We start from the raw sequence: 18,118 nt of genomic DNA, 5'->3' as shown, positions 1-18,118 counted from the left end.
GCTACTCTCCTTTTTCCGAAATGCTCGCGCTCAATCAATCTTTTCATCGGCCAGGAAGAACCAGGTATCCAGCACGGAGTCCGGGTTCAGCGAGACCGTATCAATACCTTCATCCATCAACCATTTGGCCAGATCCGGGTGATCAGACGGCCCCTGCCCGCAAATACCAATGTACTTGCCCGCCTTCTTACACGCCTGAATGGCATTGGACAGCAGCGCCTTGACCGCGTCATTACGCTCGTCAAACAGATGAGCGATGATACCCGAATCCCGGTCAAGGCCCAGCGTGAGCTGAGTCAGGTCATTAGAGCCGATAGAGAAGCCGTCGAAGTGCTCAAGGAACTGCTCTGCGAGAATCGCATTGGCCGGCAGTTCACACATCATGATGACCCGCAGGCCATTCTCGCCCCGTTTGAGACCGTTCTCTGCCAACAGGCTCACCACCTGCTCTGCTTCGCCGACGGTACGTACGAAAGGCACCATAACCTCAACGTTGGTCAGGCCCATGTCGTTACGCACTTTTTTGAGTGCCCGACACTCCAGCTCGAAGCAATCACGGAAAGTCTCAGAAATGTAGCGGGACGCACCCCGGAAGCCCAGCATCGGGTTTTCTTCGTCCGGTTCGTACAGCGTGCCACCAATCAGGTTAGCGTATTCATTGGACTTGAAATCCGACAGGCGAACAATCACCTTCTTAGGGGCAAATGCGGCTGCCAGTGTGGAGATACCTTCAACCAGCTTGTCCACGTAAAAGTCCACCGGTGACTCGTAGCCGGCTATCCGCTTGTCGACCGTCTGCTTGATGTCACGAGGCAAACCTTCGTAATTCAGCAATGCCTTCGGATGCACACCAATCATCCGGTTGATGATGAACTCCAGTCGGGCCAGGCCCACACCTTCGTTGGGCAACGCCTGGAAATCAAAGGCGCGGTCCGGGTTACCCACGTTCATCATGATCTTGAACGGAATATTGGGCATGGAATCGACGGTATTTTCACGCAGTTCGAAGTCCAGGGCACCTTCGTAAATCATGCCGGTATCGCCTTCGGCACAGGACACAGTGACATTCTGCCCGTCACTGAGAACTTCGGTGGCGTCACCACAGCCGACTACAGCCGGGATACCCAGTTCACGGGCAATAATGGCCGCGTGACAGGTACGGCCACCACGGTCGGTAACAATGGCGGAGGCTCGCTTCATGACCGGTTCCCAATCCGGGTCGGTCATGTCGGTGACCAGAACGTCACCCGGCTGCACACGGTCCATTTCGTTAATGCTGGTGATAATCTTCACCGGGCCGCTGCCGATTTTGTGGCCGATACTCCGCCCTTCCACCAGCACCTTGCCGGTCTCTTTCAGCAGATAACGCTCCATCACGTTGGCCGACGCACGGCTCTTGACCGTTTCAGGGCGGGCCTGAACGATGTAGATCCTGCCGTCATCACCGTCTTTGGCCCACTCGATATCCATCGGGCGCTGATAGTGTTTCTCGATAATCATGGCCTGTTTGGCCAGCTCTTCCACTTCGGCATCCGTAATGGAGAAACGGTTGCGTTCTTCGTGGTCCACCTTGACGGTCTCGACAAATTTACCTTCGCCAGGCTCTGAGTGGTAAATCATCTTGATGGCTTTGCTACCCAGGTTGCGGCGCAACACGGACGGGCGACCGGCTTCCAGGGTGGGCTTGTGAACATAGAATTCGTCGGGATTAACAGCACCCTGAACAACGGTTTCACCCAGGCCGTAGGACGAGGTAATAAACACCACGTCACGGAAACCGGATTCGGTATCCAGCGTAAACATCACGCCACTGGAGGCGGTCTCGCTGCGAACCATTTTCTGGATACCGGCAGACAGTGCCACCAACTTGTGGTCAAAGCCGTGGTGAACCCGGTAGGAAATCGCGCGGTCGTTGAACAGAGACGCAAACACTTCTTTAACCGACGTGCGAACCTGCTCCAGGCCCACCACATTCAGGAAGGTTTCCTGCTGCCCCGCGAACGAAGCATCCGGGAGGTCTTCGGCCGTCGCAGACGAGCGCACGGCCACAGCCATAGTCTCGTTACCGTCTCTCAGTGTCGCATACGCCTCTTTCAGAGCATTTTCGAGCACATCGGGAAACGGCGTGTCGATCACCCACTGGCGAATTTGTGAGCCAACCCGGGCCAGCTCGTTAACGTCGCTGACATCCAAGGCATCCAGAGCTTCATCGATGCGGTCTTTCAGACCGTCGGTCGCCAGAAACTCCCGGTAAGCGTGCGCAGTTGTGGCAAAACCGCCAGGGACGGTAACACCTGCGTTGGCGAGATTACTGATCATTTCACCGAGGGAAGCGTTCTTGCCCCCGACACGGTCAACATCGGACATTCCCAGGTGGTCAAACCAGATAATGTAATCTTCCAAAGCGTGGTCTCCCTTGTATCTGTGTGGCGCGGAGTCTCGAATCTGGCGTGTATGATACTGTAAGCTGCGGGAATTACCTAGGGACTCGCCTTAAACCAGAGTGGATGACACCATGAAAAGAACCGCTTTTTTTATCTCTGACGGCACAGGCCTGACGGCCGAAGCACTGGGCCACGCACTGCTGGCACAATTTGAAAAGATCGACTTCGAGCGCATTACTGTGCCCTACATCGATGATGAAGAAAAAGCCCGGGAGATGGTCAAGCGCATCAACAAGGCAGCCGAGACAGATAATGAACGTCCGCTGATATTCGACACGATCGTGAACAGCACCATCCGGGAAATCATCAGCGACGCCGAAGGGTTTATGGTCGATATCTTCGGCACCTTTCTGAATCCCCTTGAGCTGGAGCTGAGCTCATCATCTTCTTACTCGGTAGGCAAATCCCACGCAATCAACAATGCAGGCAGTTACGAACGCAGAATACATGCGGTCAACTTTGCTCTGGACAACGATGATGGCGCCAGAACCCGCCATTACGACGAAGCAGACCTCATTCTGATCGGTGCTTCTCGCAGTGGCAAAACCCCTACCTGCCTGTACCTCGCACTGCAGTATGGTGTCAAAGCAGCGAATTACCCCATCACCGAAGAAGATCTGGACGACCAGAAAATGCCTGCGGCCCTCCGGCCCCACAAAGAAAAACTGTTCGGCCTGACCATCGAGCCCGAGCGCCTGGCCACCATTCGCAATGAGCGGCGGCCAAACTCGCGCTATTCCTCGATGCAGCAATGCATGCACGAAATCGAGGAAATCGAGCTGATGTACAAACGGGAACGCATTCCCTACCTGAACACCACCGCTTATTCCGTTGAGGAAATTTCCACGCGGATCATGGTCACAACCGGACTGAAACGCCACCGATAAACAAACACAAAAAAGGGCGGAAGATCTTCATCTTTCGCCCTTTTTTGTGGTTCACAAAGCTCGTCAATGCGACCGCGTTAAAGCTCCTGAATACTCAGGCCAAGCTGCTCCGCCGTTTCGCGATTGTCAGGACTGGTCACCACGGCAATACTGGCACTCTCTGGCTTCAGCCAGGTATCGGCCACCCGGCGCAGCTCATCCATGGTCACCCCGAGAACGCGCTCACGGAACCTTGCACGCTGCTCGGGCGAACGGCCAAACAGGTTGTTGTGGAACGCATGGCGGGCCGCACCCGACGGTGAGCGGGGCCGGTCCAGCTGACCGATCACACCGAGAATGGCTTCTTCCAGCGACTGCTCATCATGATCTTCGGTACGCAACCAATCCAGAGCTGCATCAAAATCATCCAGCGTTTCAGCAAAGCGCGGATCACGATAGGAGAAAAAGCGGAATACGCCGTTCACGCTGTCCTGCCCGGCTCCGCCGCCATAGGCGCCGCCCTTCTCACGAATCGCACGGTGCAGATAGCCGTTGCGGAGAAAACCACCCAAAACCGTGAGTGCCCCAGCATCCGGGTGATCCACGGCCACCGTTGGGTAGGCTTTCGCACAGAAATTCACCTGAGTTGAGGTAAGCCAGGCTTCGCGCGTGCTGTAGCTTACAGGCTCCATCGACCAGACACCGTCAGACCGCCCTTTATCCCCCTGCCAACAATGCTTCAGATCTTCCAGCATGGGCGCCAGCTGGGCGTCCTCAGCGATCAACAGGAACTGACGGTTTTGATTGCGAATCCTGTTGTGCAATGCTGCCAGGCTCGCACAGAAATCGGTCAGGGCCTTGTCATCCTTCAAAGACTTGTCCAGCTCCTTCGTGCCCCGAATACCAGCCAGACCGCCCAGACGGAAGCTCAACCACGAACCCGCACTCAGGCCCTGGGCCGCAGCACCCATAGCCAGGCCGTGGCCGCTGCCCGTCACCGCCTGCTCACGACGGGCGCGCACCTGAGCAATAATTTCACGAATGCGCTCTTTTTCATCAAACCGGGCACCGGTGTAAACATCTTTCAACAATTGGGTCAGCGCCTTGCTGTTGCGCGCCAAAGCCTTGCCGCTGAAGATCAGGTAGCCCGACATGGCCTGTACATCATCAATGCGCCCCTTGGCACTGAACGAGGCACCAATTCCACCAGACTCTGCTGAAATACGGTCCTGCATCTGCAGATAATCCAGCTCACCGCAGCCTACCTCTGAGATCAGCGTTGTGTAGTAAGGCAGCAACAGCAATTCTTCTTTACTCAGTGCCGGAACCGGTAACACAACCTGCTGATAAATCAGACCATTGGTGCCACGGGCGTAGAGCGTTGCGCCTGTCTCGGCATCATAAGTGCCTTCTGGCTCCGGCATCTGCAAGGGCACGTCTGAAAGACCGACTTTGGGCAGGATGGAGTCGTCATCCTTGCGCAATTGCCTCTCCTCAAGCGCCGCCGCCCGCTCAACAATCGCTTTCACCTCATCGTCCGTCAGGCTTGCCTTACGCTTGGCCAGAGCCTCCCGAACAGCGGCCTGGTGATGGCCTTCCAGTTTTTCATCCGGCCTCAGGGTCAGGGTTACACGGTGCGGATTCTCCAGCAACTTCCGGCGAATCAGGTTCGGCACATAGGCCGGGTCTTTGATTTTTTCTCTCAACGTTGCCAGAACCGGCTCGAGATCCAGCAGTTCCACCGGGTCACCGCCATGAACCATGGGCGCGATCGCGTGCATGATCAACTGCAATCCATAAGGGAAACTGTCCCCGGCAATCTCTCGCTGGTGCAACTCCAACTGATGCAGAATCGCTTCCAGCCGCTCCTGACTCACGCCCTCTTCAACCACCTTCTGCAAGGTGGACTCGACGAGCGCCTCAAGGTCCTCTCGGCGCGCCGGCTCGGTACCTTCAATACCGCAAACAAAGGTCATTTCCCGGTTAGAGTCTTCCAGGCCGCACATGGGCGACGGCGCATGCCCGATATCAGTCGTTTCCAGGGCCCGCATCAGCGGTGACGCACTGTTCTCAAGCAGAACGGAAGACAGCAGCTGCCCCTCAAGGTTCTCTTGCAAATCAAAGCTGTGGCCCAGCAACCAACCCATCACGATGTGGGTTTTATTTTCGGTGCCTTCGCCCTCACTCACCGCGTAACCCTGTTCAACCCGCATCGGGGCGAACAAGCGCTTTTCATCACGCACGGGCAGTTCAATCTCCAGGCGATCAAAGCGCTTGAGAGCCAAAGTCTCAAACTTTTCATGATGCTCGTAAGCGGGAATATTGCCGTAGGTGGCAAATATCGCGTTGCTCGGGTGGTAATGATGACGATAGAACTTCACGAGGTCGTCGTAGCTCAGATCAACAATGTGATCCGGCTCGCCACCACTGTTGTAATGGTAAGTTGTGGTCGGAAACAGATGGCTGGTCAGGTTCTGCCATAACTGAGACGTCGGTGCGCTCATGGCACCTTTCATCTCGTTGTAGACCACACCGCGGTATACCAGATCGCTCGACGGATCGTCCGGCTTGTCAAATTCCAACCGGTGCCCTTCCTGAGCAAAGTCCAGCGGGTCAAGTTTGGAGAAAAACACCGAATCCAGATAAACCGACAACAGGTTATCGAAATCTTTTCGATTCATGCTGGCAAATGGATAGGCGGTCCAGTCACTGCTGGTAAAGGCGTTCATGAAGGTGTTCAGTGATCGCCGGATCATCATAAAGAATGGATCGCGGACCGGATAACGCTCACTGCCACACAGGGCGGTATGCTCCAGTATGTGAGCAACCCCGGTAGAATCCATCGGGAAGGTTCTCAGGGCCACAAAGAAGACGTTTTCATCGTTATCCGCCGCCAGGTGCAGATGGCGCGCACCGGTTTTCTTGTGGCGATACTCTTCAACCTCAAGGTTAAGGGTACTGATCCGGTGACTGCGAATTTTCTCGAAAGCCGGATGGATTGCGTTGTCAGTCACTGCAGCCATTAAAACGTTCCTGTGTATTGAACAATTGGAGAATTACAGGGTAACACGTACTATCAGATATGATGCATGGAACGGATCCAACAAGGTAGCCTGCCGATCAATGACAGACAAAACCAGCAACTCAAAGCACATAGACGCCCCCGAAGTCGCCGCCTGGTGGGCCGAACGCCGCCAGTATCTGGAGCGTATCCGCCGGGTTCCGGAGATTCGCCAGCGCTTCTGGCGGGAAGTGGCCGTTTACCTTCTTCGGCGATTGTTATGGTCTTACGGCTTTTTCCCGATATTCATTGCCTTCTGGCTGCCATTCGTGATGTCCAGCTTCAACCCGGTTGTCATGGCAACCGACCTGATCCCGGTGCTGCAAGAGTTTGTCGATTCCAATCCCGAAGAACAGGCCACCGCCATCAGTACGCTTATGATCGCCTGGTTTTCAATCGGTTCCTTTTTTCTGGTCTTTGATTTTGTGTTAACGCCGTTCAGGTCGCCCTATCAATATGAAGCGGATGTATACATGAAGTCCTGGGAGCAGCTCAATCATGACCAGCTTCCGGACAAAGTGTGATTTGGCCAGCATTCTGGCCAACTTCAGTGACTTTCTGTTACATAACGTTGCAGACAGTGGTTAAGATGAATCCATAACAAAAGTATCCGGGAAGTTGGGATAAGAGGTTTTACCATGGTCGATTTCAGACCGCTGCTGTTCGTCAACGCGCTTGCACTTATGTTACTGGTTACCGCCGGCTTTGCCTCGGTCCGTCATGACCTGACGATACCGGAAGCCGCCGAGCCTGCTATTACCGCAACCATTGAAGAAGCTGCAGCCCCAAAAGAAGCACCCGCAGTCCTCGAAGAGCCAGCCCCTGCTCTGGTTCAGGCTGAGGCTGAAGTCGCCACCAACACCCCTGAACAACCCCCAATGACCGTGCAGGCCGAAACACAGGCACCCGAGGCCGAAACCTTTGAGGTTGAGCCCATGCCTGAGGAACCGGAAGTGCTCGCTTTTGCCGAGCCGGTATCTGCCATCGCCAAAACCCGAGACGTGCCACCGGTAAAACAACCTGAACAGCCAAAAACAGGCACCCTGGTGCTGCGCTCCAACGTGGTGGATGATCAGGTAACCATCAATGGAAAAGCCTACGGCGCCACAAGACTGGACCTGGAACTCAACCCGGGCCGCTACGAAGTCACCATAGAAAAGCCCGGCTATAAGCCCTGGACCAACGCTGTTGCGCTGGAAGCCGGCCAGGAACTGACTCTGGTAGGCAAGCTGGAAGAATACACCACCGTTAACTATCGCGACGGGGAATGGATTGGCGGCGTCAAAACCGGCGACGGAACCTGGCAGGACAACACGGGCCTGCGCTATGAAGGCCACTTTGTCAGCGGTGAATTCCACGGCAGCGGCACCGCCTGGTATCCGGACGGCAGCCGTTACGAAGGCGACTGGGAAGCCGGGCAGCCGCACGGCGAAGGTCAATGGCGAAGCGCAGACAGCACCGAATACACCGGCCGCTTTGAGCGGGGCGAATTCCATGGCAAAGGCACACTCACCAAAGCCAACGGCGACATATTGACCGGCAACTGGGCGCAAGGGCGCATGCACGGCCATGGCTCACTGACAACCGCGGATGGCATGCTCTACGTTGGCGGCTTCCGCAATGGCGAATTCCATGGTCAGGGTGCCCTAACCTACCCGGACGGCCGGTCTTACAAAGGCGAGTTCTCCAGCGGTACATTCCATGGAAAGGGCTCGGAAGTCTTTGCCGACGGAAAGAAATACGATGGTCAGTATATGGAAGGCAAATTCCATGGCAGCGGACTGCTACGCAACCCGAATGGCAGCTCCATCGAAGCGACGTTCCGCCATGGCGAACCCTACGGACAGGTTCGCCTGACGACAGCGGCCGGTGAGGTATTCACAGCCCGCACCACAGAGCCCGGCGTGTGTTATCGGGACAAGAGTTACAGGGCAACACAATGCCCGCAACTGGAAGGCTGGTAATGACAACCCGGTCGCCGTACCCACGAGTTTTGCAGTAACAGGTTGAGGTAGTGACATGGCAATCAAAAATGCTCTGCTGGTTGACGACTCCAAGGTAGCCCGGTTTGCACTGAGCAAACTGCTTGAGAGCCGGAACATGGAAGTGAACATGGCAGGCTCTGCCGAAGAAGCCCTGGATTTTCTCAAAAGCCACAATCATCCGGATGTGATCTTTATGGATCACCTGATGCCCGGCATGAACGGCGTTGAAGCAACCAAGGCCATCAAGGGCAACCCGGATACCGCGGGCATCCCGATTATCATGTGCACGTCCAAAAAATCCTCGTCCTTCATGGAAGAGGCAAAGAACTTTGGCATTTACAGCATTCTCACCAAGCCACCTCAGACCGACGGCCTCAGCCTCATGCTGGAGCAACTGGCCACCGACGTGGAACACGGCACCCTGCCAGCATCCGAGGATATGCCCGAAGGCTTCGCTCTGGCACCCGACGAAGACGCCATGGATCTGCCGGCCGACGTTTCGGTCGAGATGTCGGCAAAATCGGAAAGCGGCCTCAACGGTCACTCAGGCCCACAGGTTGTTCCGCTGACCAGCGATCTAATCGAGCAGATTGCACGTTCGGCGGTAAAGACTCACATCAACAACCGCCTGCACGAGCTGTTGAGTGATCTGTTTGATGAGCAGTTCGACCACCTCAAGCGTGCACTGGATGAAACCAGAAACAAGCAGGATGCCGCCATTGAAGAGCGTCTTGACGCGGTATCCCGACTGATAGACGAACGTACGAGCAACCTGAGAGACGAAGTGGCGGCTGAGGTGAACATGAACCTTGGCCGAGAACTGGCCCACCTTAAGAAAGAACTGGCAAAGAGCTCCGGCTTTACGGCTGACCATATGGCCGAGATGAAAGACCACATCACCAGCGTGCAAACCATTGACACCGAGTTCTGGCAAACGCTGCAGTCGGAAGCCATCCAACAGGCCCACGAAATCTCCCGGGAAACAGCCGAAGACATCGCCCAGCGCACGATCGACCTGTACGTTTCGCAACAGAAATCGGCCAACTCCCGCATTTACACTCTCGGGCTGGCCCTGAGCCTGGGCATATTCAGTGTTGGCATCGCCTGGCTGTCAGGTCTGTTCGGCTAACATCCGCTTTATCTTCAGCCAATCGCCGGGGGTGTCAGCATCCAGCTCCACCCCCGGAACATGCAACCGGTTTGCCCCGGCCCGGTTCAGAATTCTCCCTGCCCCTGCATCCCCTTCAAGCCTGAAAACCTCTGGCCATAACGCTCTCGGTATCCACGCTGGCACACCGGCCCGCTTGCCATACTCCGCCGCCCACGGCCGCCCGGGCTCACTGCGCGCACGAAAAGCCAGCTCAGAGAGGCCTTCTCTCGCCAGCAATGGCTGATCACCAAGCATTACAAACACACCCAGAGCCCGGGGGCCAAGCGCATCAATACCGGCCTTCAACGATGCGGACTGGCCCGTTCTCCAACCGGTGCAATAGAGCCAGCGTGAGGGCTGCCTGGCACACCGGAACCGCACCAATGGATAACCTGCACCCGCAACCACCAGAACATGGCCCGACAACACTCTCGCCTGATCAACAGCAGCGCCAAGTAAGGTGTCACCGCACGGCAGCACCAGTGTTTGTTTAGCGCGCCCCATGCGGAGGCCGCAGCCAGCAGCCAGCACCAATGCCGGAAACTGCTGATCGAGCTGAACACTCTTCGTGGTTATGATGCCGCCTCCTGTTCGCGGTTCGCTGCAGTAAACTGCTGAATGTCGCGATTTTTGCTAGAATTCCGCCACCATGCAACCAAATCAGCCAGGCCGATCATGAACCATCTCTTCGTCGACAACCTCACCGTGATTGATTTCGCCTATCTGGACCCCAAGCGGGGCCTGGTGGGTGAAAGCTGGATTTCCGACGTGGTACTGGGCGGGGAGCTGGACGACCAGGGCATGGTGTTCGATTTCAGCAATGTGAAACGCACCATCAAGCGCATCATCGATGAACGCGTTGACCACCGCCTGGTGATCCCCCGGGGCTACGAAGGCCTGCACTGGAACGAAGAAACCCCGGACACTTTCGCCTGGGATCTGACCGACGGCAGCCGTATTGAGCACCGCTCACCTGACGAAGCCGTGGTGTGGTTGTCTTCAGACCGGGTCATGCCTTCCGCAGTGGCTGCCCTGCTGGAAAAAGAACTGATGGCAGTGCTGCCGGGCAACGTCACCTCCGTGGAAATCAACCTGCGGGAAGACATTATCGAAGGCGCTTACTACCACTACGTACACGGTCTGAAGAAACACCTGGGCAACTGTCAGCGCATCGCCCACGGCCACCGCTCCCCCATCCGCATCGACCGCAACGGCCACCGGGACTACGACCTGGAAAACCGCTGGGCCAAACTGTGGAAGGATATTTACGTAGGCACGGAAGAAGACGTAACCCGCCGCTTTGTAGGCGATGACGGCGTGGCCTACATCACCTTCGAATACGAAGCCAACCAGGGTGAATTCACCCTCACCCTGCCGGAAAACCGCGTGTACATGCTCGACACCGACACCACCGTAGAGCTGATTGCTGCGCACATTGCCAACGTGCTGAAGGCGGAGTTTCCGGAGGACGAGATTCGTGTGAAGGCTTATGAGGGTGTGGGCAAGGGAGCCATTGCCGCCCGCTAGGGGACTAGGGGGCAGCCCCCAGGGGTCAGACTCCCCAACGGGGGTCTGACCCCTTTTAACTCGGAGAATCGGGCGAACCGGGGAGTCACTTCAGAACTGGGGGTCAGACCCCCGTTGGGGAGTCTGACCCCGGGCCTAAATTCCGGACACAAAAAAACCGCCCGAAGGCGGTTTTTTTGATGGCTATCCGGTGGACTAAACCGTCAAGCCGTATTGGCGTCCCCTAGGGGGTTCGAACCCCTGTTGCCGCCGTGAAAGGGCGGAGTCCTAGGCCACTAGACGAAGGGGACTAGAAATTGGTGGAGCCAAGCGGGATCGAACCGCTGACCTCAACACTGCCAGTGTTGCGCTCTCCCAGCTGAGCTATGGCCCCTCAACGGATGCGTATATTAAGGATCCGCCCTTGGGGCGTCAACACTTGCATCCGCTTTTTTTAAAGTTTTTTGAACATCCCTGTCCGTGTCGTTCAATTATCCAGCAAACCGCTTACTAAATATCCAGGGCAGCGTATTCCTTCTCCACTTTCTTGGTTTCCTTCTTGGAAAACCCACCCATCACATCCAGCGCGGTGCGCAAACGGGCGCGGGTCATATCCGGACCAAGCAACGCCATGGAGTCCATAACGGACCAGGAATTCGGTGTGCCGGCAATTGCCACAAAGATCGAGAACATGAAATCTCCCATCTTCAGGTCCATGGCTTTGGCCAGGGCCTTGATGTCGGCAAAGATGGTTTCCTTGCTCCAGTGGCGCTGGGCTTCCAGCTTCCAAAGGGTGAATTGCAGAACACGCCGAACCTGGCTTTCATCCAGTTTATTGTGAGCGAAATCTTCCGGCTTCAGGTTCAACATGCCGCTGAACATGAACTGGGCCATGGGGGCTACGTCAGAGAACACCTCTGCCCGGCCCTTGATGTGCGGCACCAGAGCTTGCAGGTCATCACGGTTGAACCACCACTGGTGCATGCGCTCCATGAACTGCTCGTCGCTCAGCTCATCGCGAATCCACTGGCCGTTCAGCCAGCGCAGCTTCTCCACATCAAACACCGGGCCACCGAGGGACACACGCTGGATATCGAAGTTCTCGATCATCTCATCCAGGGTGAACTTCTCGCGCTCGTCCGGCATGGACCAGCCCATGCGGCCCAGGTAGTTGGTTACCGCCTCCGGCAAAAAGCCCATGCGCTCATAGAAGTTGATGCTGGTGGGGTTCTTGCGCTTCGACAGCTTGCTCTTGTCCGGGTTGCGCAGCAGCGGCAGGTGACACAGCTCCGGCATGTCCCAGCCGAAGTACTGGTACAGCAGCTTGTGCTTGGGTGCGGAGTTGATCCACTCCTCGCCGCGCAACACGTGGGTGATCTCCATCAGGTGGTCATCCACCACGTTGGCCAGGTGGTAGGTAGGCATGCCATCGGATTTCAGCAGAATCTGGCAATCCACCTGGGCCCAGTCGATTTCGATGGTGCCCCGGAGCATGTCCTGAATCTCGCACACACCCTCATCCGGCACATTCATACGGATGACGTAAGGGTCGCCCGCTTCCAGGCGGCGCTTCACTTCTTCCTGGGATAATTCCAGATCACCCTTGATACCCGGATTCAAACCCTGGGCCTTGCGCTCTTCGCGAATCGCATCCAGCTCTTCCGGTGTACGGAAGCAATAGAACGCATGGCCGGCAGTAACCAGGTCTTCGGCATACTGGCCGTACATGTGCTTACGCTCGGACTGGCGATAAGGGCCATGGGGGCCGCCCACATCGGGGCCTTCATCCCAGTTCAGGCCAAGCCAGCGCAAAGCTTTGAGAATATCCTGCTCGGATTCCGCTGTGCTGCGGGCCTGGTCGGTGTCTTCAATGCGCAGAATGAACTGGCCACCGTGCTGGCGCGCGAAACACAGGTTGAACAGAGCCACGTAGGCGGTACCAACGTGTGGATCGCCAGTAGGCGACGGAGCAATTCGGGTGCGTACTGTCATGAAACCATCCTGAAAATATGTGGCCGGTAAATTAGCCACGCATTATAGCGGCCCTCAACCGGTTTCGCATGAACAGGTTTTGCACCGCGATCACTTTATGTAATATTATAACGTTTCAGTAAATCATCAGGACGCACCGCACCATGAACTTCAGCACCTCTGCCTTTACCCTTGGCTTGACCGCAGCCATTGCCACATTTCCTGCGTCAGCCGCCAACGTTGTCACATCGATCAAACCGCTGGAGTTGCTGGTGAAGGCGGTCGCAGGCGACAGCGTCAGTGTGTCCACGATCGTCCCTCCGGGGTCCAGCCCCCACAACTACAGCATGAAGCCTTCACAACGGCGGGCACTGGAGCAAGCAGAAGCCATCTTCTGGGTTGGGCCGGAGATGGAAACCTTCCTCAGCCGCCTGCTCGGTGGCCATGAATTTGACGGCAGGGTGGTGGCCTTTACCGAAATATCGGAAGGTGAAGACAATCATCGAGAAGACGAACACAGTGGCCACGACGACCATGGCCACGACCACGGAGACGGCGAAGACCCGCACATCTGGACAGACCCGCAACTGGCCCTGAACATGGCACGGGACATCCACGCCAGGCTGATCACGCTGGAGGATATGAAGAAAGAAGAACTGGACGCCAACCTGGCCCGGTTCGAGCAAGACCTGAATGCGGCAGAACGGGACATCAAAGCCAGCCTGGCACCGCTTCAGGGCATCAGCCTGTTCGCTTACCATAGTGCCTTCGAGCGCTTTGCCGAGCACTATGAACTGCAGCTGGATGGTGTGCTCACCCTGAACCCGGAGCTGTCCCCCGGCGCACGGCACATTGCCGAAGTGCAGGACAAACTGCGCCAGGCCAACCAGCCCTGCCTGCTGACCGAACCCCAGTTCAACCGCCAGTGGTGGCGTTCCATCACTGAAGGCCTGAACGTGACCTTCAGCACCTGGGACCCGCTGGCCACCGATATCGAATCGACCAGCGAAGGCTACATCCAGTTCCAGCAATCCATTGCGGACGCTGTACTGGAATGCCTACCAGAACAGGCTCAGCATTAACGGAATGGTGACCATCGCCAGCAAGGTCTGCCCGCTGATGATACCCGCCATCAGCGGCGCGTCACCGCCCAACTGGCGTGCCAGGATGTAAGCCGAGGTGGCGGTAGGCAACGCTGCCAGCAACACCGCTACCTGCACCAGCAAACCACTCATTCCCAGCGCCCAGGCCAGCCCCACCACCATGGCGGGGAAGGCCAGCAGCTTCAACCCGGACGACACCAGGAACGGTGCCGAAGCTCCTCGCAAGGCACTGAGCTGTAAGCCTGCGCCGACTGTCATCAAGCCCATGGGCAGCGCCAGGTTACTCAGGGGTGCCAGAATACCCGCCAACAGCGGATGGAAACCGATCTGGAACCAGCTCCACAACACCCCCAGCACCGAGCCGACAATCAGCGGATTGGTCACAATTGCCCGCAACACCTGAACTACGCTGACCTTATCCTGCCCCGCCACCAGCGAGAACATCAGAATGCACAGCAGGTTCAGCAACGGCACCATAATGGCCACCGCGATGGCCGTCAGCGACAGCCCATCATCCCCCAGCAGCATTCCGCCCGCCGCCAGGCCCACATAGGAGTTAAAGCGAATAGCGCCCTGATACACCGAGGAAAACACCGGCCCGCTCCAGCGCCAGAACATCTGAACCGCCACCAGCACGGCCGTCATCGCCAGCAGCATGGCCACAATCAACAACGCGGTGTCGGCATAGGCCGAGGCCGGCAACCTGGCCTGCCCCAGCTTGAACACCAGCATGGCCGGGAAAAGAATGTAATAGGTAAAGCGCTCCGCCTGGGGCCAGAAATCCCCGCCCGGGAAGTTCAGCCGCCGTAAAACATGGCCCAACATGATCAATACGAAAACCGGAAACAGGGCCTGTACAACTACCGGCATGCCATCATCCTTTTAACCGTTGCCATTTTGCTCTTTGGGGGTTAGATTCAGCCTATAGCATCCTATAACGGACTGATTCGAACAACGTGAACAGCCAGATTTCCTGTATTCACACATCCTCTTTGGCACTGCGGTCTTCCTCTGCGAATACCGGCAGGGCTGCTATCCGCCTCTGATTTCGCTGAATCCACCTTACAACCCCTCCGGATTCAGCGCTTAAAACCAAACATTGTTGAACCATTTTTCCGGAGATTTCTATGTCTGAATTACCCTCTATTACTGTTGCCGAAGAAGATTACAACCGCCTGAGCACGCTGCTCGAGCGTATGGCCGGCAAGTCCGACGTCGCCGACGGCCTGGAAGACGAGCTCAGCCGGGCAGACCTCGTGCCCCTGGCAAAAATGCCCGAAGGCGTGGTCACCATGAACTCGCTGGTGCGCTTTGTGGATGAAGACGCCGGCAAAGAACACGAAATGATGCTGGTTTACCCACACGAAGTGGGTGATGCAGACCACAAGGTGTCCATCCTGGCGCCGGCCGGTGCCGCCATGCTGGGCCTGAGCATTGGCGACAGCATCGAATGGCCCATGAAAGGCCGCAAGCCCATCCACCTGAAGGTGGTGAGCGTTACCCGCGGCGCATAAGCAATTTCCTTTACAAATGTCATAAATTGACATTTCTCCAAATGGCCAGCGGCCTCCGGTGTTAGCCTGAAAGCAAGCTAACGAGACCATCAGGAGGCCGTATGACCGAACAGCGCCACGAAGACTGGGACCCAAGAGCCGCCAGCGTACAGAAAGACCAGATCGGCGCGTACGACGACATGCGCGAACGCTGCCCCGTGGCCTGGAGCGACTACCAGCAATGGACGCTGTTCCGCCATGCAGACGTCATGGCCGTACTGGAAGACCACGACACCTTCAGCAACGCCGTGTCTGCCCACCTGTCCGTTCCCAACGGCATGGACCCGCCCGAACACACCCCCTATCGCAAAGTGATCGAACCCTACTTCGCCCCGGAACCCATGGCCCGGTTCGAACCAATTTGCCGTGAGATTGCCCGTGGGCTGGTAAGCCAGTTGGCCAAGGGGGAAACCGTGGATGTGGTCGATGCCCTTAGCCGCCCCTTCGCCCTGCATATCCAGTGCGCCTTTATGGGCTGGCCTGAACGCCTGCACGAACCCCTGGCGGAATGGGTACGCAAGAACCACCGCGCCACCCTCGCCCGGGACCGGGACGCCATGGCCGCTGTGGCCCAGGAATTCGACGGCTACATTACCGACATGCTTGAAACCCGCCGCCTGGCTGGCGACCAGGCACCGGATGACGTCACCACCTCGCTGATGCGTGAACAGGTGAACGGCAAGCCCATGACCGATGACGAACTGGTCAGCCTGATGCGCAACTGGACCGTGGGCGAACTGGCCACCATCTCGGCCTCCGTCTCCATACTGCTGAACTACCTGGCCCGGCACCCGGCCTTAGTGGCCGACCTGAAAGCCGCACCGGAGCTGCTGCCCGAAGCCATCGACGAAATCCTGCGTATGGACGCCCCGCTGATCTCCAACCGCCGGGTAACCACCCGCGAAGTCGAAATCGGCGGCCGCACCATTCCTGCCGGCGAGAAAATCACCATCCTCTGGGCCTCCGCCAACCGGGACGAAGCCGAATTCGGCAACCCGGACAGCTACTGCCCGCACCAGAACGCCAGCAAAAACCTGCTCTACGGCGCCGGCATCCACATATGCCCCGGCGCCCCCCTGGCCCGCATGGAGCTGCAGGTATTCATGGAAGAATTCCTGAAACAGATTGACTCAGTTCAGGCTGTCGAAGGCCAGCAGCCCGAACGGGCCATGTTCCCCACCGGCGGCTTCAACCACCTGCCCCTCCAACTTGTGGGGTCAGACCCCAATAAAAAGCCGCGCCAGGCTTGAGACCGGGCACGGCTTTTTGAGTTTTGGAGCGGTGATCAGTCTTCGATGAACACCAGACTCTCTTCAGAACCGGCAGCTTCCAGACGACCCAGCGGCTGAAGCTCAAGCCCTTGTTCACGGGCGATCGCTTCAAAAGCTTCGCGGCTGCTTTCCGCCACGCTCACCATCAGGCCGCCACTGGTTTGCGGATCGCAGAACAGCAGCTTGTCGGCCTCGGTCATGCCGGAGATGGCCTTGCCGAACGCCGCAGCGTTGCGGTGGGTACCGCCCGGAATGCAGTCAGCATCAATGTATGGCTGCAGGTTTGGCAGGGTGGGAATCGCCTTGCGGCTGACGATAGCTTTCAAACCACTACCCCGACAGATTTCCAGCAGGTGGCCAGCCAGACCAAAACCGGTGACGTCAGTCATGGCATTCAAGCCGTCTACTTGAGCGAATACCTCACCCACCTTGTTCAGGGTAGACATGCTCTCTACAGCAACGGCCAAGTCTTCCGGCGTCACTTTACCTTTCTTGGAGGCACTGGTCAGAATGCCCACGCCCAGCGGCTTGGTCAGATACAGCAGGTCGCCCGCCTTGGCAGTGTCGTTGCGGATAATGCGGTCTACCGCCACCTGGCCGGTCACCGCCAGCCCAAAAATCGGCTCCGGGGAATCAATACTGTGGCCACCGGCCAGGGCAATCCCCGCCTCGGCGCACACCGCACGGCCGCCATCAATCACCTTCGCCGCAATCTCCGGCGCCAGCTCATTCACCGGCCAGCCCAGAATCGCAATCGCCATCACCGGCTTGCCGCCCATGGCATACACATCACTGATGGCGTTCGCCGCCGCAATCCGGCCGAAATCGTACGGATCATCCACCACCGGCATAAAGAAATCGGTGGTGCTGATCACACCAATACCGTTACCGATATCCGCCACTGCGGCATCATCCCGGCTGCTGTTACCCACCAGCAGTTTCGGGTCATGAAAATCCGGCATATCGGTGTGCAGAATCCGGTCCAGAACATCCGGCGCAATCTTGCAACCACAGCCCGCGCCGTGGCTGAATTCAGTCAACTTGATAGACAAAGCGTCTTCCTTCTTTGGGGTGAAGCAACTTGGTTATCCTCTCAATACGCAACAGTCTACAATGCGGCCTACTCCCCGGCCAATAAAACCACCGGGGTCTGACCCCGAACTTTTTATCCCGCCAAGAGGATAAATGGACTTTATCCTCTGCAGGGT

At 57.1% G+C, this 18,118-nt stretch carries 14 protein-coding genes and 2 tRNA genes; 8 read left to right on the top strand and 8 right to left on the bottom strand.

Annotated features, from left to right (window positions below):
• Positions 1-30: 30 nt before the first annotated feature.
• Entirely contained in the window at positions 31-2,403 is a 2,373-nt protein-coding gene (ppsA, locus tag QPL95_RS01540) for a phosphoenolpyruvate synthase (RefSeq protein ID WP_303289252.1), read from the bottom strand.
• 112 nt (positions 2,404-2,515) lie between these two features.
• Here ppsA and QPL95_RS01535 point away from each other — a divergent pair, with 112 nt between their 5' ends.
• Positions 2,516-3,331 (top strand): pyruvate, water dikinase regulatory protein, encoded by an 816-nt coding sequence (locus QPL95_RS01535; RefSeq protein ID WP_303289251.1) that lies wholly within the window; start codon positions 2,516-2,518, stop codon positions 3,329-3,331.
• Positions 3,332-3,408: 77 nt separating this feature from the next.
• Here the strand turns inward: QPL95_RS01535 and QPL95_RS01530 are convergent, their stop codons facing one another.
• Positions 3,409-6,333, bottom strand: a complete 2,925-nt coding sequence (locus QPL95_RS01530; protein WP_303289250.1) for an insulinase family protein — start codon at positions 6,331-6,333, stop codon at positions 3,409-3,411.
• A 100-nt stretch (positions 6,334-6,433) separates the two neighbouring features.
• Between QPL95_RS01530 and QPL95_RS01525 the strand changes: the two genes are divergently transcribed.
• The 3 genes from QPL95_RS01525 to QPL95_RS01515 all read left to right on the top strand — a co-directional run bounded on the left by QPL95_RS01525 (position 6,434) and on the right by QPL95_RS01515 (position 9,485).
• The gene (locus QPL95_RS01525) at positions 6,434-6,895 is read left to right on the top strand and encodes a hypothetical protein (RefSeq protein ID WP_303289249.1); all 462 of its coding nucleotides are present in this window, start codon (positions 6,434-6,436) and stop codon (positions 6,893-6,895) included.
• Positions 6,896-7,009: 114 nt separating this feature from the next.
• Positions 7,010-8,335 carry an MORN repeat-containing protein gene (locus tag QPL95_RS01520; RefSeq protein ID WP_303289248.1) on the top strand — a complete coding sequence of 442 codons (1,326 nt, stop codon included), beginning with the start codon at positions 7,010-7,012 and terminating at the stop codon, positions 8,333-8,335.
• A gap of 55 nt (positions 8,336-8,390) precedes the next feature.
• Positions 8,391-9,485 (top strand): response regulator, encoded by a 1,095-nt coding sequence (locus QPL95_RS01515; RefSeq protein WP_303289247.1) that lies wholly within the window; start codon positions 8,391-8,393, stop codon positions 9,483-9,485.
• On the opposite strand, the gene QPL95_RS01510 is transcribed toward QPL95_RS01515, so the two are convergent.
• Positions 9,468-10,082 carry a nucleotidyltransferase family protein gene (locus QPL95_RS01510; RefSeq protein ID WP_303289714.1) on the bottom strand — a complete coding sequence of 205 codons (615 nt, stop codon included), beginning with the start codon at positions 10,080-10,082 and terminating at the stop codon, positions 9,468-9,470. The genes QPL95_RS01515 and QPL95_RS01510 overlap by 18 nt on opposite strands.
• Before the next feature lie 99 nt (positions 10,083-10,181).
• On the opposite strand from QPL95_RS01510, the gene QPL95_RS01505 reads away from it, so the two are divergent.
• A complete protein-coding gene (locus QPL95_RS01505) occupies positions 10,182-11,033 on the top strand; it encodes a 6-carboxytetrahydropterin synthase (protein ID WP_303289246.1) in 852 nt (283 codons plus the stop codon).
• A gap of 214 nt (positions 11,034-11,247) precedes the next feature.
• On the opposite strand, the gene QPL95_RS01500 is transcribed toward QPL95_RS01505, so the two are convergent.
• The 3 genes from QPL95_RS01500 to gltX all read right to left on the bottom strand — a co-directional run bounded on the left by QPL95_RS01500 (position 11,248) and on the right by gltX (position 13,004).
• A tRNA-Glu gene (locus QPL95_RS01500) sits at positions 11,248-11,323 on the bottom strand.
• 7 nt (positions 11,324-11,330) lie between these two features.
• Positions 11,331-11,406: transfer RNA gene (locus QPL95_RS01495), tRNA-Ala, on the bottom strand.
• Between the two features lie 116 nt (positions 11,407-11,522).
• Positions 11,523-13,004 carry a glutamate--tRNA ligase gene (gene gltX / locus QPL95_RS01490; RefSeq protein WP_303289245.1) on the bottom strand — a complete coding sequence of 494 codons (1,482 nt, stop codon included), beginning with the start codon at positions 13,002-13,004 and terminating at the stop codon, positions 11,523-11,525.
• A gap of 143 nt (positions 13,005-13,147) precedes the next feature.
• On the opposite strand from gltX, the gene QPL95_RS01485 reads away from it, so the two are divergent.
• Positions 13,148-14,065: a zinc ABC transporter substrate-binding protein gene (locus tag QPL95_RS01485; RefSeq protein WP_303289244.1), complete on the top strand. Its 918-nt coding sequence runs from the start codon at positions 13,148-13,150 to the stop codon at positions 14,063-14,065.
• On the opposite strand, the gene QPL95_RS01480 is transcribed toward QPL95_RS01485, so the two are convergent.
• Complete coding sequence (locus QPL95_RS01480) at positions 14,042-14,956, bottom strand: AEC family transporter (protein WP_303289243.1); 915 nt, start codon at positions 14,954-14,956, stop codon at positions 14,042-14,044. The genes QPL95_RS01485 and QPL95_RS01480 overlap by 24 nt on opposite strands.
• Positions 14,957-15,213: 257 nt before the next feature.
• Between QPL95_RS01480 and rnk the strand changes: the two genes are divergently transcribed.
• Together rnk and QPL95_RS01470 are read left to right on the top strand one after the other, a co-directional pair.
• On the top strand, positions 15,214-15,600 hold the full coding sequence (gene rnk, locus QPL95_RS01475; RefSeq protein WP_303289242.1) for a nucleoside diphosphate kinase regulator: 387 nt from the start codon (positions 15,214-15,216) through the stop codon (positions 15,598-15,600).
• 101 nt (positions 15,601-15,701) lie between these two features.
• Positions 15,702-16,889 carry a cytochrome P450 gene (locus QPL95_RS01470; RefSeq protein WP_303289241.1) on the top strand — a complete coding sequence of 396 codons (1,188 nt, stop codon included), beginning with the start codon at positions 15,702-15,704 and terminating at the stop codon, positions 16,887-16,889.
• A 35-nt stretch (positions 16,890-16,924) separates the two neighbouring features.
• On the opposite strand, the gene selD is transcribed toward QPL95_RS01470, so the two are convergent.
• Positions 16,925-17,962 (bottom strand): selenide, water dikinase SelD, encoded by a 1,038-nt coding sequence (gene selD / locus QPL95_RS01465; RefSeq protein WP_303289240.1) that lies wholly within the window; start codon positions 17,960-17,962, stop codon positions 16,925-16,927.
• Positions 17,963-18,118: the final 156 nt, after the last annotated feature.

The organism is Marinobacter sp. SS5-14b (assembly GCF_030541005.1).
In the GTDB taxonomy this organism is placed as follows: Bacteria; Pseudomonadota; Gammaproteobacteria; order Pseudomonadales; family Oleiphilaceae; genus Marinobacter.
Note: the sequence above shows the minus strand (reverse complement) of the source record. Positions and strands in the feature narration are given on the sequence as shown.

What these genes read in the sequence shown, in the direction of transcription:
- QPL95_RS01535 (WP_303289251.1), top strand. Translation starts at nt 2,516, where the DNA reads ATGAAAAGAACCGCTTTTTTTATCTCTGACGGCACAGGCCTGACGGCC.
- QPL95_RS01530 (WP_303289250.1), bottom strand. Translation starts at nt 6,333, where the DNA reads ATGGCTGCAGTGACTGACAACGCAATCCATCCGGCTTTCGAGAAAATT.
- QPL95_RS01525 (WP_303289249.1), top strand. Translation starts at nt 6,434, where the DNA reads ATGACAGACAAAACCAGCAACTCAAAGCACATAGACGCCCCCGAAGTC.
- QPL95_RS01520 (WP_303289248.1), top strand. Translation starts at nt 7,010, where the DNA reads ATGGTCGATTTCAGACCGCTGCTGTTCGTCAACGCGCTTGCACTTATG.
- QPL95_RS01515 (WP_303289247.1), top strand. Translation starts at nt 8,391, where the DNA reads ATGGCAATCAAAAATGCTCTGCTGGTTGACGACTCCAAGGTAGCCCGG.
- QPL95_RS01505 (WP_303289246.1), top strand. Translation starts at nt 10,182, where the DNA reads ATGAACCATCTCTTCGTCGACAACCTCACCGTGATTGATTTCGCCTAT.
- gltX (WP_303289245.1), bottom strand. Translation starts at nt 13,004, where the DNA reads ATGACAGTACGCACCCGAATTGCTCCGTCGCCTACTGGCGATCCACAC.
- QPL95_RS01485 (WP_303289244.1), top strand. Translation starts at nt 13,148, where the DNA reads ATGAACTTCAGCACCTCTGCCTTTACCCTTGGCTTGACCGCAGCCATT.
- QPL95_RS01480 (WP_303289243.1), bottom strand. Translation starts at nt 14,956, where the DNA reads ATGCCGGTAGTTGTACAGGCCCTGTTTCCGGTTTTCGTATTGATCATG.
- rnk (WP_303289242.1), top strand. Translation starts at nt 15,214, where the DNA reads ATGTCTGAATTACCCTCTATTACTGTTGCCGAAGAAGATTACAACCGC.
- QPL95_RS01470 (WP_303289241.1), top strand. Translation starts at nt 15,702, where the DNA reads ATGACCGAACAGCGCCACGAAGACTGGGACCCAAGAGCCGCCAGCGTA.